The following is a 26,502-nucleotide window of genomic DNA, read 5'->3' on the forward strand; positions in this document are numbered from 1 at the left end:
CTGCCAAAAAACCGAACAAACTTTATGTGGCGAACTTTAGATTCAGGTGACTAGGGTATGTGGGGGTTCAGCCCATGATGGGCTGCAAATGCCGGCTTTCTGCGCTTCCGGTGCTTACGACCCGTAAGGTCGCTGCGCGCCGGTTCTCGAAATCCACCATTTTCGCCTCACCCTGAACTGAATCCCCACACTAGACTGGATACAGGGGTATTTCCTTCACCGGCGTGCCGAAGGACCGTTCCCGATCGGAGAAGCGCGGCTCATCAGGTGCCAGAACATCCCTATAATAGTCTCCACACAGCGCAGCCTGAAGCTCGGCCTGGCCGTGAAACTGAATGGTGGCCAATCCGTCAAATGATGTGTCGGCAAATGGAGAGGCGGACAGAGCGTCGATCGGGCAATATTCCACGCGCCGATGATATTCCTGCGCGCCGGGCGCGGCGATTGCCAGCTGGCCATGATGATGGAGCCAATAGTCGCGAAAGTCCGCAACCGTCATCCCCGCGCGCCGTACGGCCAGAAGGAGAAGCTTGACCGATTCATCGGGTTGTCGGGGCGGCGTTTCGATGAGGAGGTGGCAATTGCCGCCCACCGCCATCACGCGCCTCCGATCGACAAGTTCCCATGTCGCGCCGGACTGCATATCGCGGGCAATGACGGCGAGACAGGCATCGGCCGATGCCCGGCTGTCGAACCACATCTCCTCTATGCCATCAACCCGGAATGTCGACGCGGTGTGAATGGGCATGTCGCCGTCCGCCGCTATGGCATTATAGACGCGCCGCAGCAGGCCGGGTGCATTGCCTTCGGCCTTGCGCGCCTTGATCCACGCTGTGGCGAACGCTTCCCGGGAAAGATCCGCGCGCCGAACAAGCAGCAGGGCAAGCTTGAAGGACGCCCCGGTGGCTTGTCCGGAATTGCTTTTGTTCACCAGCGCCGTCTCCGTCGGGTTTGAGGAAAGGTCCAGGCCGAGAATTTCGCGCCCGACAATCCCGCCTGTTCATCTGACTCTTATGGCGCAACGCAGAGCGCGCGTTGCATGCCCAGCCCCTCAATCTCTCCGATCATGACGTCGCCCGGTTTCAGATAGCGTCCATAATGCGTGCCGTTGCCGGCAGGAGAGCCGGTGCAGATAAGATCGCCGGGCATGAGACGGCAGTAGGTGGAGATGTATTCAATCTGCCGGGAGATATCAAAGAGCATGTCGGAGGTCGATTCGTCCTGCATGACCTGGCCCGACACCGTCAGTTTCATGGCAAGATTGAGCGGATCGCCCACATGGTGCGAGGGCACGAGATAGGGGCCGAACGGCAGGAAGCCGGTCTGCCCCTTGGCGCGAAGCCAGTCGGTGCCGAGCTGCCTGTAGTCGGTCCGCGGGATCAGGTCGCGGGCGCTGATGTCGTTGACGATGGCATAGCCTGCGACGTGGTTCAGCGCATTGGCGCGCGAAATCTGGAAGCCGCCAACGCCGATGATCACCCCAAGTTCGAGCTCCCAGTCCGGCGCTTGGGTCGTCAGCGGCAGGACGAGATCGTCGTTCGGACCGGAAACCGCGGAAACCGGCTTGGTGAAGACATAGGGTTCGCCCGTCGCCGCGCGGCGATCCATCATGTCCTCCGCCCATTTGCGCAATTCCTCACGCGAGAGGCCTTCCGGTCCGACGCCGACATCGACCGTCATATCGACCACGTGCTTGCGGTAATTGGCGCCGGTGCAGAAAATCTGACGGGGAAGGTCGACGGGCGGGTTGACCACCAACACCTCCACGGGTTGCCAAGCGGGCGCGCTGGTGTCGGCGCGGGCCGCCAGGTCATCGAGGAACAGCACGCTGGCCGTCCAGTCTTCGAGAAGGCCGAGAACCGACAGCTTCGCGGGCGCGGCATCGCTGAGGTCGCTGAGGGCCGCGACCCGATCGCCGATGACCAGACCGACGAAGCGCTGCCGATCCGGCCGCGAAAAAGTTCCAAGTGCGTAACGCGTCACAATAGGCTCCATATCTTGTCCGGGGGCCGTGCATCCACGCACTCATCGTTCCGCTGGCGCGGACGGCCGGAACTGTTGCAAATTCGCGGGATCGAGCCAGATACCGCCGTCGGCGATATGCAGGTCGACCGGAGTCAACCGTTGCCCAAGGCACGGACCCGAGATGCAGACCCCATCGTCAATACCGAACAGCGCTCCGTGCGCCGCGCACCGGATATGTTGGCGATCCGGAGTGAGATAGGCGTCGCGCCGCCAGGCCAGCCCCGTGCTCCAGAAATGCGGGCACAAGTCGACATAGCCCGCGACGCGCCCGCCATGCTGCATCACGACGAAAACACGCGGACCGTCTTCGATCGCGTCGAAACCGCGCGCGCTCCCGACGTGAAGATCGTCCAGATCGCAAAGGTGCAGCATGGCGGCCTGTCCGGGTGGTCAGTGCGCGCCCGGGGGCGGGCCGGGAAGCCATTTGCCCAGACTCTTCAGCGTGAGTATCTGCGAATTGTCGGGATGTGCCGGCATTTCGCGCGCGACCCAGCGGTCATCGAGCTTGTCCATGTCCGCATCATATTCGATGGCGACGCCCAGCGGCGATTTGAAGTACCAGAACCAGTTCGATCCCATGATATGACGCCCGGGACCCCAGAAGCTCTCATAGCCTTTGTTCATGAGCCGCGTTCCGGCGATGGCGAGCGAGGTCGGTCCCGCGACGTGGAAGGCGAAATGCTCAAGACCCTTCATGTGCTCGGGCGTCTTGACCATGAAAAGCGAATGATGGTCATCGCTCGCCTGCGGACGCAGGAAGGGTCCCATGCCGGCGAACCGGTCCGTCACGACGAACTTGAGGCGATCGGTGTAAAAGCGCTCCATCCTGTCCGTATCGGGCACGTAGAAGACGACATGGCTGAGGGTCACCGGGAGGGCGGGGACCTGTTCATCAGAACCTATGACATTCACCGGACGGCCGGGCGCGTGGCCGGGCGAATTGATCGCCTCCACATCGGCGTCGAAAGGCCGGCGGCGCGTAAGCCTGAAGCCGATGGCAAAGCCCATGTCATCGACCGAGCTGAGCGAACCGTCATCGGCGCGCACGACTTCGCGGTCCCTGCTCAGTTCCGTTTCGATCTGCGTGAGCGTTTCGGCGTCTTCGACCCCCCAGACCGTTTTGCGCAGCTTCGAGCCGTTGGGCAGCGACGCCGGCAGCGAGGGATCGTCGTACGGCCGCAGCACCACGCAGGTGCCGTCAAGGGCTTCGAACACGCCGCCGCCTGCATCCTTGAGGCCATAGTCGCTCAGGAAGGCCGCGCAGTCGTCATAGTCGTCAACGCCAAAGACGAGTTCGTCAGGGCCAATGATTTTCATTCTTCTTCTCCAGATTGTCGAAATTTGGCCAGCATCAGGGGCTGGCGCTTGTCAGGCCGACTTTTCTTCCTCCTCGACGAACGCAGCCAACAGGTCGCCAGGTCGCCTGTGGCCCCATGACCACTGAGTTCGGTTGAAACGCTCATGCTCCCAGGTCGCGTCGTCCAGAACATAGGACCCCCAGCCGAGTTCGAGCGTGAAGTCGCCGGGCGTTTCAATGTACATCGAGATCACGCCATCGGTGGCGTGCCGTCCCAGGTCCCGGCTGAGACGATGGCCGCGGTCCTGCAACCGATCGCGTATCGAACCCAGATCATCGAGCGTCGCAACCTCGATCATGAGGTGATCGGTGGCAGCTTCGCGTCGCTTCGACTCTGCGATGGCGAGCGAGTGGTGCCGGGTGCCCGCGCGCATGAATGTCACGACCAGCGATCCGACGTCCGCCACTTCGGTCAGCTTCAGGCCCAGCACTTCAGTATAGAACTCACGGCTCGCTTTCATGTCGCGCACGGCCATCGTGACATGGCCGACCCCCTGCGCGCCGGCAACGAACTGCACATGTTCGGGTGAACGGAATTGCGTCCGCAGGGTGTTGCTCGGTCCCCAATATACTTCGCCGGTATTCCCATCCGGATCGCGAAATTCGGCCACAGCCTGAACACTGCGGAACGCCAGGAGATCGGGCCGTTCGCGCGGCTGGGCCCCTGCGTTTTCCAGGCGCTGCACGAGTTCGCAATAGCTGTCCGGTCCCGACGCCTCCCAACCCATTGCCGACAGGCGCTCGACGCTGCCCCGGCGCAAGAACACGCGCGCATTCCTTTCGGCATCCATGCGCAAGCCATGCCGGCCGTCCGATTGCCCAACAAGCTGAAAACCGATCGTTCGAGCCAAGTCCAGCCAGGCATTTTCATGAGCTGTCTCAAACTCGACATAACCAAGCTGCGTCACTCCAGTGACTATCATAGATTCGATCCTCCCCGGATATAATTAGATATCTAATTTTTTGTGTCAATCGGGTTGGATGTGGTCCCCCGAAGATATTCGGCGTCGCGCCAGCCCGGGGCTTCGGATGCCTGCCCCGCAGGACGCGCAGGATCGGGTGCAAGGGCTGGCTCTTCCCGCCATGTTTGCTAAGGGGGGATGGTGAGCAAGAAATGCCAAGGGTTCGGAGGCTGTCGTTGCAAGGAAGCAAATTAACCCGCCCCGAGCGGCGACGCGAGAGAATGCGTCGGCGCATCATAGAGGAAGCGGTGCGGCTCTACCACGAAAATGGCGGCGAAGACGCGGGCGTGCAAGCCACGACCGTCGAACTCATCTGCGAACATGCCGATATTTCGATCCGGACGTTTTTCAGATATTTCGACAGTAAATTGGACGTGATCTATCTTGATTACCGACAGGCATTGAAGGAATTGGAAGAAATATTCGTCGAACGCCTACAGAGCGAACCACCGCCCAAAGCGCTCATTTCCGCCAGCCTTGCACATGTCTCGACCTTCGTCTCCGATGAGGTCAACCGCGACCGGTTTCTTCGTGCGATGAAATCGGCTCATTTTTCGGAACGAGGAGCGGTCGGGCGGATGCGAACCGATGAGAGGCTGTCGGAGTTGATCGAGGGCCGGCTCAAACCGCAACCGCATGGGGCACTGCGCGCGCGCGCGATTGTCGCGACATATCGGGGCGTGTTCGATCAGGCCCTTGCCTTATGGGTGGAACAGCCCAATGAGCCGCTGCCCGAACTTGTCCGGATCGGCCTGGCGACAATCGAAGCCACCTTTGCATCGACTGAATGACCCGGACATGATGGCGGCTGGCGTCCTCCCAAACCCGGACAAGACGCCCATCGGCGGTGGTCGCCAGCCGCATCATGCTGCTGCTTTGGCACTTGCGGCGCCTTGGATCGCCGCAGATGACATCAATATCTCAACGATAATGTCGCTCCGTAAGTCGCGGGCATCGCGGCATTGCGGGTGACGATGTCGATGACCATCGATACGCCGGTCCAATAATATTCATTGGTGACGTTGCGTCCCCAGATCGTCAGGTGCCACTTGTCGTCCGCGGGCCCTATGCCGGCGGAAAGGTCGAGCGTCGTGCGGGGCTTTATCCGCGCAATAGCGAGATCGCCCAGTCCGGCGTTGGATGAGGACTGATGGTTCACGACGAAGCCGGCTTCGGCATTGAGCTTATCTGAAACGGCGAATGTATATTTCACGTTCGCCGCGCCCGTGAACTTTGGAGTGAACGGCAGGGCCTCTCCACTCAGTAACTGGAAGGAGCCCAGGAAATCGTAATTGGAGAAGTTGCCCTTGATCTTGGAATCAAGATATGTGCCGTCCAGTGAGACGTCCAATCCGGCAAGAGGCGCCAGTACCATTTGCGCTTCAACCCCATTGATGCGCGATTTCGGAACGTTGATCAGCGCCCCAAGCGCGCCAAAGGTCGGGTCGATGATCCTGCCGCGAACCTGCTTGTCGGTGTAGTCGTAGCGGAACAGCGCGGCGTTCAACCGGACCGCCGGGGAAAGCCGGATTTTCGCGCCCACTTCATATGCCAGGACATCCTCCTGGGTGACAGGCGTGTACTGAAGCGAGCGGGTGCCGGAAAGCAGCGGGAATCCGCCCGATTTATAGCCATGGCTTACGTTCGCGTAGACGAGGCTGTCGCGATCGAATTTCCAGTTGAGTCCCGCTCGCCAGGCGATGTTGTCCTGGCTCAGTTCGGAGATCACGATGTCGGGCAAACCATTAGCGCCCAGCGTTATGCAGTCGCCGGCGCTTCGCGCGACACCCAGCCTGGCGGACCAAAACGCTTCCAGGCCGGGGTCCACCAGCGAGCACCCCCTGAATTTCTTGGTCGAATCCGTGTAACGAATGCCTGCTTGCGCCGTCAGTTGGTCTGTCAGCTTGTAATCACCGCTGACAAACACCGCTTTGGTTTCCGTGCGCTGGCCGATTTGCGTCGTCGTGCTGGTGGAGCCGAGCACGCCCGGGAAGGAATCATTGGCAGGGCCGCCATTTTTCTGGTCGGTGCTGTCCCACATGTAATTACCGCCGATGATCCAGTTCAACCGGTCATATTGCCCGTAAAGCGCCAGTTCCTGATAAAATGCTTTGACATGGCCCAGGACGAAGGCGTTCAGGTCCGTGAAGGTCGTGCCATCGACATCGATGGTCGAGTTGGACCGGAAATCCTGATAGGATGTCAGCGATTTAAGCTTCAGATGATCGCTGATGTCGTAGCTCAGCGTGAGCGCGGCGTGCCGGTCCTTGTTATCGACCTGGAAATTGCCGCCGGGATTCCAGTCCGTAAGGCGCGCATTATCGGCTGTCGGCGCAAGGTTGACCATCGCCGGACGATTGGCGAGCAGGATCGCATGCGTCGGATTGAGCGGCGTTACCTGCTGGAACTGCGGCATGATGGAATCGGAATTGTCCTTGCCATAGGTCAGGCTGAGAAGCGCGCTGAAATCGGGAGCCGGCGTCCAGTCAAGCAATAGCCGCGCGGCAGAACGATCCCTGGCCCCATTCTTCTCGCCGCGGGTGATCGAGGTCTGCCAGGCCCCGCCCTGTTCTGTGGAGGCGGCCAGTCGCACGCGCAGGTTGGAGGAAAGCGGGCCGCTTACATATCCATCAACATCGACCGCGCCGAAACGGGCTGCCGTCAGATTCAGCCCGGCCGCAAGATCGGAAGTCGGCTTGGCGGCAATGAAGTTGACCGCGCCACCCGTGGAGTTGATGCCGTAGAGCGTTCCCTGCGGGCCTTTGAGTACTTCCACGCGTTCGACGTCCAATGCGGCGAACTGCGCGGTGATCGAATAGGGGAATGGAACCTGATCGACATATACGCTGACGGCGGGAACCGACGTCACGCTATTGTCGTAGAAGCCGACGCCCCGCAAGGTATAGACCGGCACGTTGTAACCGGTTCGCGTGATGACGAGGCCGGGGCTGATTTTCCCCAGATCTTCCGGGTTCTTGACGCCCTGCCGGGCGAGTTCAAGGCCGGTGACGGCCGTGATCGACATGCCTACGTCGTTGACGCGTTCCGACCGCTTGTTCGCCGTCACGACGATGTCGCCATATGTCGAAACATCGTTGCCCGCCTGCTGCTCCGCAGAAGCTGGGCTGACCACCGCGGCGTGGGCAATGGCCGAACATGTCGTCGTCAGGCCCAAACCGAGCGCGCACCTCATCCAACGGCTTACAATCATCTCTGCCTCCCCTCTTATAGGATTTTTTTCTCGGCTATGTTTTTTTGCCTATAATGTCAAGATGCCAGTAATGACATATTGTGGGAGCTTTGCTTTAACGGGCGAGGAAACGCACCGGAACTGGCGGAAGTCTGGCGGCGGATTTCCGCTGCGGTCGAGGGGCCGGGCAGGCTCTGAAAGTTGCGGATTGCGATCGCGCCAGAGCATTGGAGCCTGCTCCCGTTTGTTTGATATTTATTAGTTTACAAATTTGTTGACAAATTTGGACGCAAGGATACAGCCTACCCGGAGAGGATGGGAATGGGGATCAAGCGTCATGAAGGAACTGCCGGAGGGTTTTGCGCCATTGTCGGGCTGGGATGAATATCCGATCCATCAGGCAGTGACGCCCATCCGCTATACGCAGACCATCGATCCCCGCGCTTTCGAGCGCTACTGGTTCACCGCTCAGCCGCGTGATGGCTCGTTCCTGCTGGTGACGGGCATGGGATTCTACCCGAACCTCGGCATCGCGGATGGTTACGCGCTTCTCGTGATCGGCGAACGGCAGATCACCGTGCGAGCCCAGCGCCCCCTGTCCGCGGACCGGGCGCGATTGGCAGTGGGTCCCGTGCGAGCGGAGCCGGTAAAGCCATTTGCCGAATGGCGGCTGGAACTGGACGATAATGAGCATGGCTTGCGCTATGATCTGCGTTGGCGCGATACGAAGCGCGCATCTTTTCGGAAGATGGATCTGACGCGTCGGCCGGGCGCGCCGGCCGACATTCATTTGCAGCACGATTGGGGCGGCTATGAAACATTCGGGACGATCGAGGGCTGGATCGAATGGGAGGGCGGGCGTATCGACTTGTCGCCCGATATGGTTGTGGGAAGCCGCGACCATCACTGGGGCGTGCGCGACGGTGTCGGCGGCTTTTCGATCAATCGCCAGGGCAAGGCGCATTCCCACCTGGGGCAGTGGGTGGAATTCAAGGATTGGGGCCTTTGGGGCGACCGCATCCTCTATAATATCGGCGACATGTCGTCGGGGCCGCAATATTGCGAGCGTGTCGACAACCAGATCGACTTCGACCCGGTGACGAAGCATTTCCGTGGAGCGGTCATCACCAACCTTCTGAACAATGGCGAAACGCGCAAGGTGCGTTTCCGTCTGACTGGCAACACCACGGCCTATCTGCGCTGCGTCGGCTATACCAGTCCGGACGGGAAAGGCACGCCCACGGGCAACCATCATCATGGATACGACCTGGGAGGCGCCACCTTCTGCGAGAGCTACGACCTTTCCGATCCAGCCATCAGGCAGGAGATTGCCGGTTTCGAGGACCATCTCTGTTTCGTCGAATATGAGGGTGAAACCACGATCGGCATCTTCGAGTGCTGCAATCCGATGCTGTATGCCATGTGCGCGGCCGGCATCCCCAGCTACCGTTTCCTCGAAGCGCCCGGGGCATGATCGACGCCGCTTATGTGTCGCGGGTCGAGGCGCGGCTTGGAGAGGTTCTGGGGCTGGAGGATTTCCGCGTCACCTCCGCGCGATCGGTCAGTTCCGGCCTTTCGCGATCGGTGGTCCTGCTTTCGGCAACTGCCCGGAACCTTGCCGGTGAATGCCGCTATGCGATGCTCAACGAACAGCAGGATTCACCGGTGGCGCCGAATTCGGAAGGTGAGTTCGCGATCTTGCGCGCGCTGATGGACCATCCCCAGATCAAGGCGCCCGCGGCCTGCTGGATCGAACGGGATGCCAGTGCGACCGGCAACAGGTTCCTGCTTATCGACCAATTGCCGGGGATCGCGCATCCCCCCGAATTGCTCAAGCCATCTTACCGCGATCATGCACCAGGCATCGTGCGCGAAAGCTTCGCGATCCTGGGACGGCTTGCCGCGATCGATTACGCCTCGCTCTCGCTTCCCGCGAGCCATGCAACGCCGGAACCGGGACGGATATGGGAAATCGAACTGGATCGCTGGGAGCAGGCGCTGCGAGACAGCAATGCCGCGGCCCGTCCCGTCACGGCGGCCGCCATCCGCCACCTGCGCCGTTCGCCTCCTCCGGTTCCGGATAGGGTAACGCTGGTCCATGGCGACTATCGTGTCGGGAATTTCCTGTTCGATACGTCCGGGGTGACTGGCGTGCTGGATTGGGAAATGGCGCATCCCGGCAATCCGCTGGAAGATCTGGCCTGGTACTTCCTGCCCCACTGGGAATTTGCCGCGCGTCCCGGGCTGGCGGGCGGCTATCTCTCCCACGAGCAGGCCATTGCGGTCTGGGAGGAATGCAGCGGCATTACGGTGAACCCGGCCGCGCTGCGCTGGTGGACAATGCTGTGCCATCTGAAGGCAGTGGCGACCTGGGCAGCGATGCGCCATATATTCACGCGCGGGATCAGTGACGACCCTCGCACGGCGATGGTCAGCTACGGCCACGTCGAACGGCAGGAAAGCCATCTGGCAAGGATGCTCGCATGACTCCCGATCCCTCCGCCATCCTTGTCAGCGTCACGCGGACCTTGTCCCAGTTCATGGCAGATCATCCGGAGACGGCGCCGGAGATCGGGATCGTCATGAGCACCCTCTCCATGCTGGCAGCCGATGTCGACAGCCATGTCGCCCAAAGATTGCAGTGGGGGCAGGAGATCGAACGCCTTCTCCGCCTGGCTCGGGAGAAGCTTTCCCCGAGCGCGCGGGATATTGTCGATCGGGCGCTGGAAGCTTGTCCCGCCGGTCCGGCGGATTATGCAACGCCGATGATCGAAGCCTGGCTGGACCGCCTGATGAACGCGTTGACTGTCACCCATGCGGAACTGGAAACTGCCGGTGATCGGCAACTGGTAGGTGAGATATGGACGTTCCTCACGGATTACGTCACGACGCGCGGACGCCTGGTCCGACCGTTATGGCGGGTTTGAGACAATGACGGTGACCTTGCCGATGACGGTCCGCCGTTCCTTGCCGGATCAATTGCCTGACGCCTCGCCGCCCGATCCCCTTGCGATCGTGCGCGCCGAATTGACGGACGGTTTCCTGACCGGACGCTACGTGCCCGGCCAGAAGCTCATCGAAGCGGAACTGACGTCCCGGCTTGGCCTTTCGCGCGCCCATGTCCGCGAAGCGCTGGGCAAGCTGGATGTGGAGGGGATCGTCACCGTCTATCACTATCGCGGCACCTATGTGCGGCGGTTCAGCGATGAGGAGGCGTTTGCGCTGATCCAGGTCTTTGGCCCCCAACTTGTTCTGGCGGCGCGTCTCGCCGCCGGGGCGGTGAAGGCAAAGGCCGATTGCAGCGAACTGGCTGAGATCAGAGAGATGATGGCGCAGCCCGCGACCGCCGCCGCCCGGCTTGCTGATCTTGGCGTCCGGGATCGCTTCTATCGCAGCATTGCGAACCTGTCCGGCAATCCCTTTTTGGAAAAACAGTTCCCGGCAACCTTGCTGCACCTACTGCGAATGCAGGTGCCATGGGTGAATCTGGAAGATCATGGCAGGAGCAGCAGGCTGGCAATTTGCGATGCGATCCTGGCCGCGGATGATGAAGACGCCGCACGAACCGCCGACACCTATTCATCCGCACTGCTTGCGGAAATTCAGGACAGGCTTGTCGACGTGGGCCAGCGGCAATCGCCCGGCTGAGAAATGGGCCGTTTTCTGAGGTCAGTTGCCCATGACGGCGAGCGGGCTTGGCCCAATCAGAAAAACTCCACCCGTTTGCCCGCCGGTCGACTTAAGCGGCGCCGCATTGACCCATACCGCCCTGTTTTGGGCATCGCTGCCCAGCAACGTTGCCGTCAGGCTGAACGGTTGACCGGCGGTCAGCAAAGCTTCCATCGCGTCGCTGACGGCTCCTCTGTTCGAAGCGTCAAACAATGTCGCGAAGCGGACACCGATGATGCGGCTCTCATTGGTCTGGATCAGCGTGGCCAGTGCGGATGACATATCGGTCACAACCCCGCGAACGTTGAAGTTCCCGCGTGCAAGGCCGGGCCAGCCGTCGATCAGATTTTCATATGCGGCATTGCGCGCATCCTGTTCGCGCAAGGTCACCCGATCGGTGATCTCATCGATCAACAGGGCAAAGCCCCGGGGAAAAGACGTGGCCTTTATCCTGCAGACCAGCGAGGGCCGATCGGGAGGGCTGAGTTCGAATTCTTCCGAAATGCCGGTATCGCGCACCCTTTCAAGCGCGCGGATGCTGAATTGATGTGCAGGTTCGGTCAGTACCTGCGACAGGTGGACGCCGCGCACCTCCTCTTCGCTTACCTCGACCCGCTTACGCGCCGCCAGGTTGATGCGTACAAGATTCAGCTGTTCGTCGGCCAGGATGACCATGGTCGGAATCATATCGAGAATCACGTCCAGCTTTGCCGCGAGGCGACTGTCATCGGCAACCGTGGTCGGCCCTTCGTTCAGGCGAAGGAACAATTCCCTGGAGATGAGGGAAAGATTGACATGACCGTGGTTCATGATGTGGACGGGCTCGCCCAGCGCGTGCCGGGAGTGCGCGGCGAAATGTCGGATCAGGTCCGTCGCGGTTACAATCCGGCCAGACGGGCTGTCTTTCACTGGGTTGCACTCCTTCTTTCCGGCGCGATGCATCCGAATTTGCAAATTATGTGGGGCCGGCCGAAGCAATCAGAACGATATCGTAACGTTATGGTTATTTCTGGCCCAAAGCTAGTCCCCATGCCATGGAAAATGCGCAAGAAACGACGGGAATTTGACCTTTTGGCGGGCGCTTTCCCTTGCCTTGAAAATACGCATTTTTCGCAAAATCCCGCTTTCCCCCGTTGGGACGCCCTTAGTGGCCTGTTCTGCATATTCAGGCCCGGGGACGAGGAATGATCGGCTTGCACGATCGGATATGCAGACGATGTGCAAGAGGGCATTCGCCTCAACAGGGGAGGCCTATGACAGGGAAGAGATCAGGGACGGGATTCGAGGAGTTTCGTCGGCCTGTCGCCGCCGGGCAGGAAAACAGCGGCGCGCGCAGACGGATTGCTCTTGCCATTGCCACCTTTTTTTCCGGCGTCGGGCACAGCATGGCGGCCCATGCCAATATAGTCAGCGCCTGTTCCGGCGTGAGCCTGCCGAAATCGGTGCTGACTCAGACGATCGGCGACGTCATCATCCCCGTGCTTGCCCCCGTTCAATCGACGTTGGGCACGCTTACGTTCGGAACGGTCGATCTGGGCGTGAACAACGCTCTTGCCAATGCCGCGTCCGGCGCGCCCATCAACCTGGGCGTGAACGACATCAACGGCAATACGGTCGATCTGAGCAATGACCCGGTTTGCGAAACCAGAGCCGACAGCTTCAGCCTCACCAACCCGCAAGGCATTTCCTTCGGCGGCAACAAAATCACCGGTCTGGGTACGCCGGGTCTGACAGCCAGCGCCGGCGAACTGGACGCCATTGCCATCGGCAATCTCGCCAACGCATCGGTGGGCGCTTTTGGCGCAGTCGCCATCGGATCAGGAGCGACCGCATCCTATTCGGGCAGTGTAGCGCTGGGATCGGGTTCCGTCGCGAACGGTTCGACGCTCAGTCTTCCAGCCTATCTGCTCGGCGGCACGGCGAGCGCGGAAGTCAATATCGGGGGACGCCGCATCACCGGCCTCGCCGCCGGGGCCAGTCCCACCGACGCCGTCAACGTGGCGCAGTTGCAGGCCGTCAACGACGCGCTCGGCACCCTGTCGAACGATGCCGTGCAATATGACGGAAGCACCAAAGCCATCGTGACGTTGCAAGGCGCTTCGGGAACGCTGGTGACGAACCTCAGCGCCGGCGCGGTCAATGCGAGCAGTAGCGACGCCATCAACGGGTCGCAGTTGCAGGCAACCAATGATCAGGTCGCTCAGAACAGCGCGGCCATAGCCCAGCTTTCCTATGATTTCGCCGTGCTCAACGAATTGGCAGTCAAATATCAGGATGCGTCGAAATCCACTGTCGCGCTGGAAGGCGCGGGGGGCACGCGCATCGCGAACGTCACGGCAGGCAGCACGAACAGCGATGCAGTCAACCTGTCGCAGCTGGGGGGAGCCACCGGTTCCGGCAGCAGCCCCCCCTCTCAGGACGCGCTACCTTACGACCCCGCCGCCCAGGCTTATAATGCCGTCAGAAATGGCGTCGACCAGCGGATCACGGGCGTTGCGCCCGGTCAGCTTGACGCTGCTTCGACCGATGCGGTGAATGGCGCGCAGCTTTATGCGACCAATGTGCAGCTGGCCTACAACATGACGGCCATTACCGATCTTCAGGAAGGACGGTCAGGCTATCTCCAGGTCAACAACACTTCCGGCTATGCCAAGCCGGTCGCGAGCGGCGCCGATTCCCTTGCCGCCGGAGCCGGGGCCGAGGCGTCAGGCAGCAACAGCGTGGCGATCGGTACGCAGGCACAGGCGCAGGCAGACTCCAGCGTCGCGCTGGGCTACGCCTCGGTCGCCGACCGGGCCAATACGGTGTCGGTGGGCGGCCTGGGCGCCGAACGGCAGATAACCCATGTCGCGGACGGAGTGGCCCCGACCGACGCCGTCAACATGCGCCAGCTTCAGGGCGGAATGGGACAGGCGGTCACTCTGGCCAACGCCTATACTGACATGCGCTTCCATCAACTGGACGCGAACATGCGAAATCTGCGCCGCGATGCTGAAGGCGGCACCGCCGCTTCGATGGCGATGGCGGGCATACCGCAATTTTCGGAGGCGGGCACCAGCATGCTGGGCTTCGGCATGAGCAGCTGGCAAGGCGAGCATGCCGTCGCGATGGGCCTGTCCAAGGTTTCGGACAATGGCAGGCTGATCTTCAAGGCTTCCGCGGCCTATAACAGCCGGAGTCAGGGAGGCGCCAATGCTGGCTTCGGCATCGCATTTTAAGCGCAGGATCGTCGCCATGGCGCTGACAGTCCTGCCGATCACCGTGGCGACGGCGGCAAATCCGGTCTTCCTGCCTGACATCGCGCCTTTGTCGGCCTTCCCCGATCCGAGCCATGCCACGCGCCGGGAAGGGGTGTTCCTGCCGCCGGAAACCGTGCGCCTGCTCACGCCCGGCATGACCAGGCGGCAGGTCTATGCCCTGTTGGGCGCCCCCCATTTTCATGAGGGCTTTTTCGGCGTGCGCCGGTGGAACTATATCCTCAATTTCTACACGGGGTCGGGAACGACCTATCGGATCTGCCGCCTGCAATTGCGCTGGGATCGGCGGACGCGGCTGGAAGGCGTGGCCTGGAGTGCGGAAGACTGCCGCGCCGCCGTCTGGCCGGTGGCCGGAAAGGTGGAGGTCGCCGCGCCCCTTCCCCAGCCTGCCCCCCCATTCCAATCCCCGCCAATCCCATCGGCATCCATCTATTTCGATTTCGCCAGGGCGGACCTTGGCGAAGCGGCACGCCGGACCCTGATGGCTTTTGCCGCATCTGTCGCCGGTTCAGGTCGGTCCCTGTCCATTATCGGCTATACCGACAGCGCCGGCCCCGATGCCTATAACGACCGGCTGAGCCTGATGCGGGCCGACGCGGTCGCCAGGAATCTCGTTTTGTTGGGGGTCCCCGTGGCGCGGCTTCAGATTTCAGGCGCCGGCGAGCGATCCCCGGCACTGAAGACGGCCGACGGCTTGGCCGAGCCTTTGAATCGGCGAACGGTTGTCACGATTATGTCGAATTAAAATCTCAAAATTCAAATATTTCAAACAATGAAATAATCATTTTTCAATACTATCATAGTATCATCTGATACATCATGAAATAATGGCAGATATATCTATGTACAGGATATTGATCGGGACAATCACTGTCGGACTTTGTTTCCAGGTGCCGGAAATAGCCATGGCGGCCAGCGCAACGACAACCATGGGCATATCGGCCACGGTGCTGAGCGCATGTATCGTGACTGCCAACAGCATGGCATTCGGCAACTATAATCCCACCTCTGCCAGCCCGACCGATGCGACCAGCACGTTCGACGTCATCTGCACCGCCGGAACCAGTTACAGCGTCGGCCTGAATGCCGGAACCAAGGCGGGCGCCACGGTCACGACGCGGCAGATGACGAGCGGCGGGAACAGCCTGAGCTATTCCCTCTACAGCGATTCCTCGCGCAGCACGAACTGGGGAAACACGCCCGGAACGGACACGCCCTCGCCCACCACGGCCGGCGTGCTGCCGTCGACCTTCACCGTCTATGGCCGCATCCCGGCGCAACAGAATGTGCCGACGGGCAGCTATGCCGATACCGTCACCATAACGGTCAGCTACTGACGGACCCGAACATGAACAGATGGAAAAGAAACGCTCGCACCATTGCAGGCACGGCAATGGCGGCGCTGTCCGCCAGCGCGATGGTCCACGCCAGTGGCGCGCTGGCAGGGACGCTACGCATCGCGCCGGTTCGGGTGGAGGTCGCGCCGAAGAAGCAATTCTGCTCGCTATCGTTATCCAACGACGGCGCGGAACCGGCAATCGTGCAGATACGCGGCTATGGCTGGAGCCGGGACGATGATGGCAACGACCTGCTGGATCAGGCGAATGGGCCCGCGGTCAATCCGTCCATCGTCACCATCCCGACCGGCGAAACCCGCCTGATCCGTTGCAGCCTGCCCAACAAGGCCGGGCCGGTCGAGGAAAGCTATCGCCTCGTCATGGACGAGCTACCCGGCGCCAATCCCGCGCCAGGCACGATCAGGACATTGCTGCGGATCAGCATTCCGGTGTTCCGCGCACCGGTCGGCGCCGCCCCGGCCATGGGCTGGTCCGTGGAAAAGGGGCACGGCGGCGCGACCAGACTGACTCTCGTCAATCGCGGCAACCGCCATGCCCAGATTTTGGCCGTGATCCTGCGCCCGGAAGCTTCGCGGGCTGAGCCCGTCCGTCTGGCGCGCGGCTTCTACCTTCTGGCCGGGGGACGGGTCGCGTTGCCGCTGCCAACCCCGGCGGCGGGCGGCGTCGCGGCGGTGGAGCTGGAAACGACACAGGGCCGCCTCGCCGCTTCGCCGATCGTTCCGGCCGATGGCGACGACTGAGAGCCGCTTGCCATGGCTTCCCTGGCATGGTCGCGCGCCGGGCCGGTCAGCCGAACCGGCATGCTGTCGCTCGCCATCGCCCTCTATTCGCCTGCCGCCAGCCAGGCCGGCGAGGCACCCGACATGTCTTCCCTGCCATCGATGGAGATCGGCTTGGCCGCAAGCTGGCTCCCGTCCATGCGACCGCCCCTGCCGGTCACCGTCGTCCTCAATGGCGAAGCGACGGACGAACCTTGTCTGGTCGCGCTTCGCGACGGTCATCTTTTCGTCCCGTCCGACGCGGCCCGTTCATGGGGCATCCGCCTGCCCGGCAATATGAGCGCCATCACCATAGACGGCCAGCGCTTCACCGCGCTCGATGGCCTTGCCGGATTGACCGCCCGTCTGGACGGCAACGGCGCCGCATTGCTGATCGATGCCGATCCCAGGCTGTTCCCCTCCGTCCACCTGAGGCGCGGGCCGCGCAGCCTGCCCGTCGCCCGCGCGGTGCCCGCGCAGTTCATCGGCTATGACCTCTCGCTTTCGGAATGGCAGGGGGAACTGTCCGCCTCCGCCTTCCTCGACGCAGGCCTTTCGGGCAATTGGGGCGTGCTCGGCACCACGGCGACGGTCCGGAGCGAAGGGCAAAATGTCGTCCGGCTGGACAGCAGCTTCCAGCGCGACTTTCCCGGCCGGCGGCTGCGGCTGATCCTGGGCGATACGCTGACGCGCGGCGGCGACTGGAACCGGCCGGTCCGCTTCGGCGGCATTCGGCTGGGCACCGATTTTTCGCTGACGCCCGACGACATCACCTATCCCCTGCCGGTCCTGCGGGGGTCGGCGGCGCTGCCCTCCACCGTGGAACTGGCCGCGGCCAGCAGCCGACAGAGACTGGATGTCCAGCCCGGCAATTTCACCATCGACTATCAGCCGGTATTCACCGGTTCGGGCGAAGTCACGATGACGATCCGCGACGCAGGGGGCAATGTGCGCAATGTCATGCGCAGCTTCTACACCAGTCCCCGGCTGCTGCGCGAAGGGCTGGACGATTTTTCGCTGGAGGCCGGTTTCCTGCGCCGTAATTTCGGCTGGAGCAGCTTTTCCTACAGCGCTCCATTTGCCGCCGGCTCCTGGCGCCATGGGTTGAGCGACACGCTGACACTGTTCGGCCGGGCCGAGGGCAGCGGCGACAGCCAGGCGGCCGGGCTGGGCCTGGGCCTTGTCATTGCGCCGATCGGCGAGATCAGCCTTGCCGCGGCGGCATCCCACGGCAAATGGGGCAGCGGCACGCTGTTGCGCGCGCAGTTCCAGCGGATCACCCGGACCTACGCGATTACCGCAAGCTATCAGGAGGAAAGCGCCGATTTCATGCAGGTCGGCGACGACCGCCCGGACGCCGGCAAGCGGAGCGAGCTGGCAGTGGCGGGCAGTCTGGTCCTGGGGCGGATCGGCAATCTGAGCGCCAGCCATGTCGAGAATGATCAGGGCGACAACCAGCGCTTCTCCACCAGTTCGCTGTCCTATGCGGCCAATCTGGGACCGGCCTATCTATCACTGGGCGCGCGGCGGATGCGCCTTTCGGGAAGCGGTAATGACGGCCTGTTCGGATCGATCACCCTGCCGTTAGGGCCGCGCGCCAGTGCCGGCCTTTTCGCTGGCGCCGGCCGGACCGCCGCCAGCCTCAACCGGTCGCCGCCCTCCGACAGCGGGCTTGGCTATCGTTTCCTGATCGGGCGCGACCACGATAGCGGCATGACGCTGGCGGAGGGCGGCCTCACCTGGCGCACCGGTGCCGGCGATGTGGAATTGTCGGCCGCGCGCCATGGGAAGACCGACGGCATTCGCCTGGAGGCGCGCGGCGCATTGTTGACGGTGGGGGGCGAGATCGTTGTCGCGCCGCGCCTCGACTATGCTTTTGCTCTGGTCGATGTGCTGGGCGACGAGGAAGCAAGCCTCACATTCGAGAACCGCCCCGTCGCGCAACGCGCGGGCGGTGGCAGGAAGGCCGTGATCACCGGGCTTCAGCCCTATGCCGCGAATCGCATCGCGGTGGATCTGGATGCCCTGCCCATGGACATGCTGGTGACCTCCCCGGAGCAACGGATCGTCCCGGGCTATCGCCAGGCGGTCAAGGTCACGTTCGGCAGTCCGCCCAGCCATCCCGCCACCCTGTGGCTGGTCGACGAAAACGGCGTGACGCTTCCCGTTGGGCTGGCGGTGACCGTCGCGGACGAACCACCAGGCGTAACCGGCCAGGGCGGCGAGATTTACCTTTCCAACGCGCGTCCAGGCGCACGGATAGCGGTGCGGGGACCCGAAATGGCATGCCTGGCCATTGTTCCGGCCTTGCCCCAAGGCGTCCCTGTCCCGCGCATCGGCCCGGTATCTTGCATCGCTTTGAAGAAGGAAGACCGGAAATGATCTTGCGCGCATCGGCCGCCGCCCTCGTGGACCTTCTCCTTTGCTCACCAGCCGCCGCATGCACGCTGTGCAGTTGCACGGCCTCCGCCAGCGGCGTCAGTTTCGGCAGCTATGATCCCGGTTCAGCCAGCCCGAGCGATGCATCAGGCACGGTGACACTCAACTGCACGGGCGCCGTGTCGCTGATGGGCACGATAGACGTCGCGGCCAGCCCGGGCACGTCCGGTGATGCATTGGCACGCCAGATGGCGCAGGGCCCCGATCGTCTGAGTTACAATCTCTATACCGACAGCAGCCGCACCAGCATCTGGGGAACGGGCGCAGGGGGCACCAGCACCCTGACCGCCACGCTCAATGGCCTGCTCCTGTTCAGCCAGTCGGTGACCGTTTACGGCCGGCTTCCGGCTCATCAATGGGTAAGGACCGGCGCCTATGCCGACAGCGTGATCGTGACCGTCACCTATTAGGAAGCAAATGCAAAACCCGTGCTCCTTTCCGCATTGAAAGCCGCGCGGCCAGTCCCAATCTTGCCGCGGTTCATGGCCTGGAGGCCGGCAAAACCAATTTTCCCCTTGCCCCGGCGGCGATCCCATGCACAAAGCTTGCCAATTGTCGCGACCGGGGCAGGATTTTACTGGCGATCAACCATGCGGCTGCAAGGATAGAATGATGGACGACGTGATGATGCAGGATCGAACAGCCCCGGCATCGCCCCTTCCTCCGAAGGAAGTGGGAGAGGGCCTGTCCGTCATCTCCATCGCCAAAAGCTATGACAAGCGGGTCGTGCTGGCCGATGTGTCGCTGACCGTCGGCAAGGGCGAGGTGGTCGGTCTGCTCGGCCCCAATGGCGCGGGCAAGACGACCTGCTTCTATTCGGTCATGGGACTGGTGCGGCCGGATCATGGCCGCATCGTGCTCGATGGGCAGGATATCACCGGGCTGCCGATGTACCGGCGCTCGATATTGGGCCTGGGTTATCTGCCGCAGGAAACATCGATCTTTCGTGGCCTGACCGTCGCGCAGAATATCGGCGCGGTGCTGGAACTGGCCGAGCCGGACAAGGCGGCGCGACAGGCGCGGCTGGAGCAGTTGCTGGATGAATTCGGCCTTACCCGGCTGCGGGATTCGTCGGCCATGGCGCTGTCGGGCGGTGAACGCCGCCGCTGCGAGATCGCGCGGGCGCTGGCGGCCAACCCCTCGATCGTGCTGCTGGACGAACCGTTCGCCGGGATCGACCCGCTGTCGATCGCGGATATCCGTGATCTGGTGAAACAACTGAAGACGCGCGGCATCGGCGTTCTCATCACCGACCATAATGTCCGCGAGACGCTGGAAATCGTCGACCGCGCCTGCATCATCTATGACGGCAAGGTGCTGTTCGCGGGTAGCCCGACCGAGCTGGTGGCCAATGCCGATGTGCGGCGGCTCTATCTGGGCGAGAATTTCTCGCTCTGACATGACCGGCGCGCGGCCCCTTCCTCAGTTTGACGGCAAGGGCGGCGGCTGATGACGCTCGCGCCCCGCCTTGATCTGCGACAGAGCCAGTCGCTCGTCATGACGCCGCAGCTCCAGCAGGCGATCAAGCTGCTGGCACTCTCCAATCTGGAAATCGAAGCCTTCGTCGCCGGCGAGCTGGAGAAGAATCCGCTGCTGGAGACTGGCGGCCCGGCGGAGGACTTCGCGCCATCTGCCGATGGCATCGATCGGGAGGTGGAAGCACACAGCGTCGCGCCGGAGGTGGGCGACAGCGACCAGCTGATCGGTCAGGGACTGGGGGGAACCGATTCGCCGCTCGACGTCGATTATGGCGCGGAAACCTTCATCGATAATGGCCCCGGCGACCGGATGGCCGGTCCCACGATCGGGTCGGGGGGCATGGAAATGCTCTCCGGGGGTGCCGAAGCGCCCGATTTCGACAGTTTCGCCAGTCCCGAAAAAGGGCTGCAGGAACATCTGATGGGCCAGGCGCGCAGCGTGCTGTCGGACATGGACCTGCTGATTGCGACGCAGCTCATCGGCCAGATCGACGAAGCCGGTTATCTGGAGGCGCAGCTGCTGGAAACCGCCCATGCGTTGGGCGTGCCGCTTTCCGTAGTCGAGCGGGTGGTGGAGGTGATCCAAAGCTTCGATCCCACCGGCGTCGGCGCGCGTTCGCTCTCGGAATGCCTGGCGCTCCAGGCGAAGGAGGCCGATCGCCACGACCCCTGCATGCAGAAGCTGCTCGCCAATCTCGATTTGCTCGCCAGGGGCGCCCTGCCCCAGTTACGCAGGATTTGCGCCGTCGATGAGGAGGACATGGCGGACATGATCCGCGAGTTGCGCGCCTATGATCCCAAGCCCGGCCTGCGCTTCTCCCAGACAAGCGCCGCGCCGGTCACGCCCGACCTGTTCGTGCGGCCGACCCGCGAGGGCTGGGCGATCGAGATCAACAGCGCAACCCTGCCCCGCGTGCTGGTCAACCGCAGCTATTATGTCGAACTTGTCTCCGGCCCACAGAACAGGACGTCCAAAGCCTGGCTGGCCGATTGCCTTGCCAGCGCCAATTGGCTGGTGAAAGCGCTCGACCAGCGGCAGAAGACCATCATCAAGGTCGCGAGCGAGATCGTCCGCCAACAGGAGGATTTCTTCCGTCAAGGCGTGGAATATCTGAAGCCCCTGACGCTGAAAGCCGTGGCCGACGCGATCCAGATGCATGAATCGACCGTCAGCCGCGTGACGTCGAACAAATATCTTGCCTGCCCGCGTGGCCTTTATGAACTCAAATATTTCTTCACCAGCGGCGTGTCTGCGGCCAGCGGCGATGGCGCGGTATCGGCCGAGGCGGTCAAGAGTCATATCAAGGCGCTGATCGGCGCCGAAACGCCCGATGCCATCCTGTCCGATGACACGCTGGTCGACCTGCTGCGCGCGAAGGGCATGGATATCGCCCGCCGCACCGTCGCCAAATATCGGGAATCCATGGGCATCGGATCATCGGTCCAACGGCGGCGGCAAAAGGCATTGCGCGGCCAGGCGGCTTGACCCATGACGCCCGGGCGGCAAGATCGGCCGCCTGTCTTGTCAAGGGATCATCATCACTCCATGTCCGTCGCCTATCTCAACGGTCGCTTCCTGCCCTTGGCCGAAGCGCAAGTTTCCGTGCTGGATCGCGGTTTTCTGTTCGCGGACGGCATTTATGAGGTCGCGGCGGTGATCGACGGCAGGCTGGTGGACAGCGCGTCCCATCTCGCCCGGCTGGAGCGGTCGACTGGCGCGATCGGCATTGCCCTGCCGCTCTCCCTTGCCGAAATCGAAGCGGCGCAGAAGGAACTGGTTGCCCGCAATGGGCTGAAGGAAGGACTGGTCTATCTCCAGATCACGCGCGGGGCCGATGCGAGCCGCGACTTCCTGCCCTCGCCCGATATCCAGCCGACGCTGGCGATGTTCATCCAGGCCAAGCCCTTTCTCGACGTGCCCGCCGCGCGCGACGGCATTGCGGTCGCGACCATGCCCGACCTGCGCTGGGCGCGGCGCGACATCAAGAGCGTCGGCCTGCTGGCGCAGGCCATGGCAAAGCGGGCCGCTGCCGAGGCTGGCGCGCAGGAGGCGTGGATGGTCGAGGATGGTTTCGTGACCGAAGGCGCCTCCTCCACCGCCTTCATCGTGACGGAGGAAGGTGTCATCACCCGCCCCTATTCGCAGGCCGTGCTGGCGGGCTGCACGGGCGCAGCCTTGACCGCGCTGGCGGAGGAGAGCGGCATCGCCATCATCCGCCGTCCCTTCACGGTGGCCGAGGCACTGACGGCGAAGGAGGCCTTCATCACCAGCGCCTCGACGCTCTGCCAATCGGTGGTGCGGATCGACGGCCAAAGGATCGGCGACGGCATGCCCGGACCGGTCGCGATGCGGTTACGCGCGCTTTACATCGACTTCGCCCGGCGCACGGCTGTTTGAGGCAAAGCAATGCGCAAAACCTGATCCATTTCGGATGAAGGTAATGCACGGCGCCATTCGCGCCATTTCGGCGGAGATCAAGGCTCCATTTTGGTGGTCCGTTACGGCGAGGCCGGAAAAGACCCGTTTACAAGCCGCTCGCACGGCGCGATGCGCGGCATGAATCTCCATAGTGGAGAATGGTCTGGCTGCGTAACAATGGCATTGCGATAAGCTGAAGCAAATGAAGACGGGAGATTTCGGCGTGGGGTTGGATCATGATGAGATCGGTTTCGGCGCATCCTTGGACCGGCCCTTTGGCGCGCGCGACGAGCGGCCAGCCCTGCTGATCCTGGCAGATGACATCTATCTGGACGATGCCGCGCGACTGAGCGAGGCCGCAGGCCTTCGCCTGCTGGGCACGGTGCCGCTGGATCAGGCCTCGAACCGGCTCGATGTTCAGATCGGCTGCGACATCATCCTGTGTTTCTGTCCGACCGCCGATGTGATGATCGAACGGCTGCTGGTGCAGATTGAGACATTGGCGCTGCAAAACGACATGCCGGTCATCCTGGTGGCTGATCTGGAAACCGTCGACCTCGCTTATGCCTGCCTCCGCAGCGATCGGACCCAGTTGCTTTGCAGGCCCGCCCATGCCGATCTCGCCGCGGCGCTGCTGGCGGCGGCAGACGGAGCGCAATCGCACGGGGTGAACGAAGCGACCCGAGACAGCGAAGGGTTGCGGCTGCAACAGTTGAGCGAGGAAGTGAGCCGCCTCGCCCGTACGCTGGAGGCGCTGACACTCCGCCCCCGTCATGCCACGCCGTCATTCGAGCTGGGTCCGCGCATATCGGATCAGCCCAGCGACTATATCGGCATGCCAGCGCTGGAACCGATCGGCAGTGCCGATAAATCCGCGGATGCCACGACCGTGGATGCGGCACAGGTGCGCGACCTGCTGCGGGCGCGGCGTCTGCGTGATGATTTCCTGCCCGCCGATCTATTCGCCGACCCGGCCTGGGACATGCTGCTTGACCTGCTGGCGGCGCGGCTGGAGCACGAGCGCGTCTCCGTGTCCAGCCTGTGCATCGCGTCGGCCGTGCCGCCGACCACCGCGCTGCGCTGGATAAGGACGCTGACCGAAAAGGGCTATGTCGATCGTCAGGCCGACCCGCATGACGGCCGCCGGGTATTCATCGCGCTCGCCGATGCCACCGCAGAAGCCATGAGCCGTTGGTTCACCGCCAGCCGCCGTTTTCTCTGCGCATGACGAATATGCCCTGATCCTGCTTGACCGGCGCCCGGATTGCCGTAGATAGGCGCGCACCGGATGCCTTCGGTCCCGCAACGGCATCGGGCGATTAGCTCAGTTGGTAGAGCGTCTCGTTTACACGGCGACAGCCGGAGTGGCGCAAGGGCGCAGGAAAGCTAGGCTTTCCGCTTCCCCTTTTTATTCTGGTCGGGATTATGTCGGGACTCGCTCGCATCCAGTGCGTTGCGGATGTCATCGTCCATGACGTGCGCATAGCGTAACGTCGTCTCGATCCGGCGATGCTTCAGGGCTTCCTTGGCGGCCGCGAGTGAGCCGGTGGCGCGGACAATACGTGTCCCGCGCGTGTGGCGCAGATCATGGACCCGGAAATTCTCAACGCCGGCCTCGGCCTTCGCTTTTTCGAAGGGCTTGCGGAGGGCTGTCGGGGTCAGCGGGTAGCGCTTGCCGGCACGGCGATTGCCCCGGCTCTTCTGGCACACATAGGTGAAGACAAATTGCTTGCCCTCTTCGTCATCCGCCTGGGGCTGGCGCGCGATGATCTCGACCAGGGTGGTGGTGAGCGGGCGTATGACCACGTCACCGCCCTTGATCTTGGTGGTCGCCTGCTTGCGCTGAAGGTTCACGTCGGCCCAGCGCAGGCCGAGCACCTCGCCCCGGCGCCATCCCGACTTCAACAGGAAGTCGACAGCGTCCGAGACGTCATTGCGGATCGCCAGAAAGAGCTTCCTTTCCTCGGTGATCTCCAGCTCGCGCGGCGGCTTGCGCGCGACCTTCAGGAAGAGCTTTCCCCAATTGGGCATTTCACCGATGTCATATTTCGTGTCGTCGGCATGGCGCCAGATGGCGCGCGCGTTCTCGATCTCCCGGTTCACCGATGCATTGGAGCGGCCGTCGCGGCGCTTCGCGAAATACACCTGAAGATCGCGCTGGGAGATTTCCGACAGGAGGCTGCCCTGCCCGAGGCCATCGACCAGGGCGGCGATCATGTAGCGGATCGTCTTCCAGCTTGGCAGATGCTCGGCATGTTCCTGATAGAGGCCGCCAGCCTCGTTGACGGTTATAGTCGGCCGCTGCTGCTGAGGCAGGGCTGCCTTATGCCGTTCGCGGCGCTCGAATTCTTCTGCCAACCGCTTTGTAGAGCAGCCCGTCGAGCCGTGGTAGCGGCGGCCCTTGAGCTGGAAATCATAGTGATAGTGGGGTTTGCCCTTGGGCTTATAGACACTCACGGCGTCACCGGCGCGGGTTGCGCTCCGTAAAGGGCACGATCACGCCCCTGGCCGATTGCCTGGGAACCGATATTCTGCGGGTTGGCTGGGTTGGCGGACATGCGGGCTGCACCTGGCGAAGCTGTTCAACATATGATTCGAGATCCGCGAGAGTGTACCGAACAGCGCGGCCGATCAAAATATAGTGAAGTTGCCCGGCCTGGCGCGCCTTCCGCAGGGTGCGGGTGCAGACCCGCAGGCACTCGGCCGCCTCGGTTTCGGTCAGGAGGATGGGAGGCTGGTTCATGCAGCTTCCTTCCGCTGACGCCCTGCGCGGATCTGTTGGTGGAAATCGAGGTAGTCATCGATCCCGCGAAACAGGCCGGGGCTGCCGGGTAGTGCCTGCCGGTAGAAGTCGCGGATATCCTCAATGCGCTCGCGCCGCCGGTGAATGTCGAGGATCGGGGCAACGGCTTCACCGTGCCGATCGCTAAGGCTGGCGAGGCTCGCGCCTTCGACACAGTCGCGGCGCACCGCGTCGGAAGATCCGCGAATTTCCTTGGCCAGGGCAGCATTGTAGCGACCGATGGTATCATTCAGCACCTCGATCTTTTCCTCGATTGTGGTGCCTTCTCCTTTCATTCCCATGGTGGTGACGGTGACACGCCAGTCCGCGACGATCGCGCGCCAGATTCGAATTTCCTTCGCCGCGACATGATCCTCCATGCGGCCGTTGGCGATCAGGGTGGGATATTGCTTTTCGCGGCGATCGAGCGCGCCTTCGACTTCGGTCAGGAGAGGGGCAAGGCGCGCGCGGATGTTGGCGACCAGATCTGTCATGACCGTTGCTCCAAATCCTCGACGGCCGCGCTGATGCGGACGTAGCGTGGGCTGCGCCGGTTGCCCCCGCCGGCATAGCCGTCCTTGCGCCAGCCCAGGCGCTGCATGATGCGGACGAGCTGGCTGTTGTCGGCATAGCGCGGAATGCAGCCGCGTCCGGCGGCAACGGCCAGGGCATCGCCCAGATCGCGCAGGGCGACCGCATCGACGTTGCGGAGGAGACAGGCGGTAAAAAGCGCGATCTTGGCGATGGCGCGATCGTCAGGGACGATGGCGAGCGACGTGAGCATCATCATTGCTACGCTCCTGGTTGA

The 26,502-nt window shown here is 62.6% G+C and carries 26 protein-coding genes; 15 read left to right on the plus strand and 11 right to left on the minus strand.

The features are described 5' to 3' along the window. Nucleotides 1-190: 190 nt before the first annotated feature. From RUH75_RS00005 to RUH75_RS00025, 5 genes are all read right to left on the minus strand, one after another. On the minus strand, nt 191-931 hold the full coding sequence (locus RUH75_RS00005) for an EthD domain-containing protein (protein WP_313800896.1): 741 nt from the start codon (nt 929-931) through the stop codon (nt 191-193). Nucleotides 932-1,011: 80 nt separating this feature from the next. Further along, nucleotides 1,012-1,983 carry a fumarylacetoacetate hydrolase family protein gene (locus tag RUH75_RS00010; RefSeq protein WP_313800898.1) on the minus strand — a complete coding sequence of 324 codons (972 nt, stop codon included), beginning with the start codon at nt 1,981-1,983 and terminating at the stop codon, nt 1,012-1,014. A gap of 42 nt (nt 1,984-2,025) precedes the next feature. Continuing rightward, nucleotides 2,026-2,397 carry a Rieske 2Fe-2S domain-containing protein gene (locus tag RUH75_RS00015; RefSeq protein ID WP_313800900.1) on the minus strand — a complete coding sequence of 124 codons (372 nt, stop codon included), beginning with the start codon at nt 2,395-2,397 and terminating at the stop codon, nt 2,026-2,028. Between the two features lie 18 nt (nt 2,398-2,415). Next, entirely contained in the window at nt 2,416-3,342 is a 927-nt protein-coding gene (locus RUH75_RS00020) for a VOC family protein (RefSeq protein WP_313800902.1), read from the minus strand. A 51-nt stretch (nt 3,343-3,393) separates the two neighbouring features. Continuing rightward, nucleotides 3,394-4,290: a VOC family protein gene (locus RUH75_RS00025; RefSeq protein ID WP_313800904.1), complete on the minus strand. Its 897-nt coding sequence runs from the start codon at nt 4,288-4,290 to the stop codon at nt 3,394-3,396. 179 nt (nt 4,291-4,469) lie between these two features. Between RUH75_RS00025 and RUH75_RS00030 the strand changes: the two genes are divergently transcribed. Further along, nucleotides 4,470-5,135 (plus strand): TetR/AcrR family transcriptional regulator, encoded by a 666-nt coding sequence (locus RUH75_RS00030; RefSeq protein ID WP_313800906.1) that lies wholly within the window; start codon nt 4,470-4,472, stop codon nt 5,133-5,135. A gap of 122 nt (nt 5,136-5,257) precedes the next feature. On the opposite strand, the gene RUH75_RS00035 is transcribed toward RUH75_RS00030, so the two are convergent. Next, a complete protein-coding gene (locus tag RUH75_RS00035) occupies nt 5,258-7,555 on the minus strand; it encodes a TonB-dependent receptor (protein ID WP_313800908.1) in 2,298 nt (765 codons plus the stop codon). Between the two features lie 316 nt (nt 7,556-7,871). On the opposite strand from RUH75_RS00035, the gene RUH75_RS00040 reads away from it, so the two are divergent. From RUH75_RS00040 to RUH75_RS00055, 4 genes are read left to right on the plus strand one after another with little or no spacing between them, the layout of a single operon-like run. Then, nucleotides 7,872-9,008: a hypothetical protein gene (locus RUH75_RS00040; RefSeq protein WP_313800910.1), complete on the plus strand. Its 1,137-nt coding sequence runs from the start codon at nt 7,872-7,874 to the stop codon at nt 9,006-9,008. Then, on the plus strand, nt 9,005-10,021 hold the full coding sequence (locus RUH75_RS00045; protein ID WP_313800912.1) for a phosphotransferase family protein: 1,017 nt from the start codon (nt 9,005-9,007) through the stop codon (nt 10,019-10,021). The genes RUH75_RS00040 and RUH75_RS00045 overlap by 4 nt, the downstream gene beginning before the upstream one ends. Further along, nucleotides 10,018-10,461, plus strand: coding sequence for a hypothetical protein (locus RUH75_RS00050; RefSeq protein WP_313800914.1), 444 nt, complete (start codon nt 10,018-10,020; stop codon nt 10,459-10,461). The genes RUH75_RS00045 and RUH75_RS00050 overlap by 4 nt, the downstream gene beginning before the upstream one ends. Nucleotides 10,462-10,513: 52 nt before the next feature. Further along, entirely contained in the window at nt 10,514-11,182 is a 669-nt protein-coding gene (locus tag RUH75_RS00055; RefSeq protein ID WP_313800916.1) for a GntR family transcriptional regulator, read from the plus strand. Nucleotides 11,183-11,203: 21 nt separating this feature from the next. Here RUH75_RS00055 and RUH75_RS00060 read toward each other — a convergent pair whose 3' ends face one another. Continuing rightward, nucleotides 11,204-12,145 (minus strand): PAS domain-containing protein, encoded by a 942-nt coding sequence (locus RUH75_RS00060; RefSeq protein WP_313800918.1) that lies wholly within the window; start codon nt 12,143-12,145, stop codon nt 11,204-11,206. 311 nt (nt 12,146-12,456) lie between these two features. Here RUH75_RS00060 and RUH75_RS00065 point away from each other — a divergent pair, with 311 nt between their 5' ends. The 10 genes from RUH75_RS00065 to RUH75_RS00110 all read left to right on the plus strand — a co-directional run bounded on the left by RUH75_RS00065 (nt 12,457) and on the right by RUH75_RS00110 (nt 24,140). Then, nucleotides 12,457-14,421 (plus strand): YadA family autotransporter adhesin, encoded by a 1,965-nt coding sequence (locus RUH75_RS00065; protein WP_313800920.1) that lies wholly within the window; start codon nt 12,457-12,459, stop codon nt 14,419-14,421. A gap of 16 nt (nt 14,422-14,437) precedes the next feature. Further along, complete coding sequence (locus RUH75_RS00070) at nt 14,438-15,205, plus strand: OmpA family protein (protein ID WP_313800922.1); 768 nt, start codon at nt 14,438-14,440, stop codon at nt 15,203-15,205. Between the two features lie 82 nt (nt 15,206-15,287). Further along, a complete protein-coding gene (locus RUH75_RS00075) occupies nt 15,288-15,797 on the plus strand; it encodes a spore coat U domain-containing protein (RefSeq protein WP_313800924.1) in 510 nt (169 codons plus the stop codon). Nucleotides 15,798-15,808: 11 nt separating this feature from the next. Next, on the plus strand, nt 15,809-16,558 hold the full coding sequence (locus tag RUH75_RS00080) for a molecular chaperone (RefSeq protein ID WP_313800926.1): 750 nt from the start codon (nt 15,809-15,811) through the stop codon (nt 16,556-16,558). Between the two features lie 12 nt (nt 16,559-16,570). Then, complete coding sequence (locus RUH75_RS00085; protein WP_313800928.1) at nt 16,571-18,958, plus strand: fimbria/pilus outer membrane usher protein; 2,388 nt, start codon at nt 16,571-16,573, stop codon at nt 18,956-18,958. Beyond that, on the plus strand, nt 18,955-19,425 hold the full coding sequence (locus RUH75_RS00090; RefSeq protein ID WP_313800931.1) for a spore coat U domain-containing protein: 471 nt from the start codon (nt 18,955-18,957) through the stop codon (nt 19,423-19,425). Before RUH75_RS00085 ends, RUH75_RS00090 begins: the two co-directional genes overlap by 4 nt. A 202-nt stretch (nt 19,426-19,627) precedes the next feature. After that, the gene (lptB, locus tag RUH75_RS00095) at nt 19,628-20,413 is read left to right on the plus strand and encodes an LPS export ABC transporter ATP-binding protein (RefSeq protein WP_313800933.1); all 786 of its coding nucleotides are present in this window, start codon (nt 19,628-19,630) and stop codon (nt 20,411-20,413) included. Nucleotides 20,414-20,464: 51 nt separating this feature from the next. Continuing rightward, nucleotides 20,465-21,979 carry an RNA polymerase factor sigma-54 gene (rpoN, locus tag RUH75_RS00100; protein WP_313800935.1) on the plus strand — a complete coding sequence of 505 codons (1,515 nt, stop codon included), beginning with the start codon at nt 20,465-20,467 and terminating at the stop codon, nt 21,977-21,979. Between the two features lie 60 nt (nt 21,980-22,039). Then, complete coding sequence (locus tag RUH75_RS00105; RefSeq protein ID WP_313800937.1) at nt 22,040-22,891, plus strand: D-amino-acid transaminase; 852 nt, start codon at nt 22,040-22,042, stop codon at nt 22,889-22,891. A 223-nt stretch (nt 22,892-23,114) separates the two neighbouring features. Then, the gene (locus RUH75_RS00110; RefSeq protein ID WP_409592288.1) at nt 23,115-24,140 is read left to right on the plus strand and encodes a winged helix DNA-binding protein; all 1,026 of its coding nucleotides are present in this window, start codon (nt 23,115-23,117) and stop codon (nt 24,138-24,140) included. Nucleotides 24,141-24,298: 158 nt separating this feature from the next. On the opposite strand, the gene RUH75_RS00115 is transcribed toward RUH75_RS00110, so the two are convergent. The 4 genes from RUH75_RS00115 to RUH75_RS00130 are packed head-to-tail and all read right to left on the minus strand — an operon-like array spanning nt 24,299 to nt 26,484. Further along, entirely contained in the window at nt 24,299-25,369 is a 1,071-nt protein-coding gene (locus RUH75_RS00115; protein ID WP_313800939.1) for a site-specific integrase, read from the minus strand. Nucleotides 25,370-25,373: 4 nt separating this feature from the next. Continuing rightward, entirely contained in the window at nt 25,374-25,655 is a 282-nt protein-coding gene (locus RUH75_RS00120; protein ID WP_313800941.1) for a helix-turn-helix domain-containing protein, read from the minus strand. Beyond that, on the minus strand, nt 25,652-26,188 hold the full coding sequence (locus tag RUH75_RS00125; protein WP_313800943.1) for a hypothetical protein: 537 nt from the start codon (nt 26,186-26,188) through the stop codon (nt 25,652-25,654). The genes RUH75_RS00120 and RUH75_RS00125 overlap by 4 nt, the downstream gene beginning before the upstream one ends. Then, nucleotides 26,185-26,484, minus strand: a complete 300-nt coding sequence (locus tag RUH75_RS00130) for a hypothetical protein (RefSeq protein ID WP_313800945.1) — start codon at nt 26,482-26,484, stop codon at nt 26,185-26,187. The genes RUH75_RS00125 and RUH75_RS00130 overlap by 4 nt, the downstream gene beginning before the upstream one ends. Between the last annotated feature and the right edge of the window lie 18 nt (nt 26,485-26,502).

This window comes from Sphingobium sp., from assembly GCF_032153725.1.
Lineage (GTDB): Bacteria > Pseudomonadota > Alphaproteobacteria > Sphingomonadales > Sphingomonadaceae > Sphingobium.

Bases quoted from the DNA above. Each gene is read 5' to 3' on its own strand.
- RUH75_RS00015 (WP_313800900.1), bottom strand. From the start codon at position 2,397: ATGCTGCACCTTTGCGATCTGGACGATCTTCACGTCGGGAGCGCGCGC.
- RUH75_RS00020 (WP_313800902.1), bottom strand. From the start codon at position 3,342: ATGAAAATCATTGGCCCTGACGAACTCGTCTTTGGCGTTGACGACTAT.
- RUH75_RS00035 (WP_313800908.1), bottom strand. From the start codon at position 7,555: ATGATTGTAAGCCGTTGGATGAGGTGCGCGCTCGGTTTGGGCCTGACG.
- RUH75_RS00040 (WP_313800910.1), top strand. From the start codon at position 7,872: ATGAAGGAACTGCCGGAGGGTTTTGCGCCATTGTCGGGCTGGGATGAA.
- RUH75_RS00045 (WP_313800912.1), top strand. From the start codon at position 9,005: ATGATCGACGCCGCTTATGTGTCGCGGGTCGAGGCGCGGCTTGGAGAG.
- RUH75_RS00050 (WP_313800914.1), top strand. From the start codon at position 10,018: ATGACTCCCGATCCCTCCGCCATCCTTGTCAGCGTCACGCGGACCTTG.
- RUH75_RS00060 (WP_313800918.1), bottom strand. From the start codon at position 12,145: ATGCATCGCGCCGGAAAGAAGGAGTGCAACCCAGTGAAAGACAGCCCG.
- RUH75_RS00065 (WP_313800920.1), top strand. From the start codon at position 12,457: ATGACAGGGAAGAGATCAGGGACGGGATTCGAGGAGTTTCGTCGGCCT.
- RUH75_RS00070 (WP_313800922.1), top strand. From the start codon at position 14,438: ATGGCGCTGACAGTCCTGCCGATCACCGTGGCGACGGCGGCAAATCCG.
- RUH75_RS00075 (WP_313800924.1), top strand. From the start codon at position 15,288: ATGGCAGATATATCTATGTACAGGATATTGATCGGGACAATCACTGTC.
- RUH75_RS00080 (WP_313800926.1), top strand. From the start codon at position 15,809: ATGAACAGATGGAAAAGAAACGCTCGCACCATTGCAGGCACGGCAATG.
- RUH75_RS00085 (WP_313800928.1), top strand. From the start codon at position 16,571: ATGGCTTCCCTGGCATGGTCGCGCGCCGGGCCGGTCAGCCGAACCGGC.
- RUH75_RS00090 (WP_313800931.1), top strand. From the start codon at position 18,955: ATGATCTTGCGCGCATCGGCCGCCGCCCTCGTGGACCTTCTCCTTTGC.
- lptB (WP_313800933.1), top strand. From the start codon at position 19,628: ATGGACGACGTGATGATGCAGGATCGAACAGCCCCGGCATCGCCCCTT.
- rpoN (WP_313800935.1), top strand. From the start codon at position 20,465: ATGACGCTCGCGCCCCGCCTTGATCTGCGACAGAGCCAGTCGCTCGTC.
- RUH75_RS00105 (WP_313800937.1), top strand. From the start codon at position 22,040: ATGTCCGTCGCCTATCTCAACGGTCGCTTCCTGCCCTTGGCCGAAGCG.
- RUH75_RS00110 (WP_409592288.1), top strand. From the start codon at position 23,115: ATGAAGACGGGAGATTTCGGCGTGGGGTTGGATCATGATGAGATCGGT.
- RUH75_RS00120 (WP_313800941.1), bottom strand. From the start codon at position 25,655: ATGAACCAGCCTCCCATCCTCCTGACCGAAACCGAGGCGGCCGAGTGC.
- RUH75_RS00125 (WP_313800943.1), bottom strand. From the start codon at position 26,188: ATGACAGATCTGGTCGCCAACATCCGCGCGCGCCTTGCCCCTCTCCTG.
- RUH75_RS00130 (WP_313800945.1), bottom strand. From the start codon at position 26,484: ATGATGATGCTCACGTCGCTCGCCATCGTCCCTGACGATCGCGCCATC.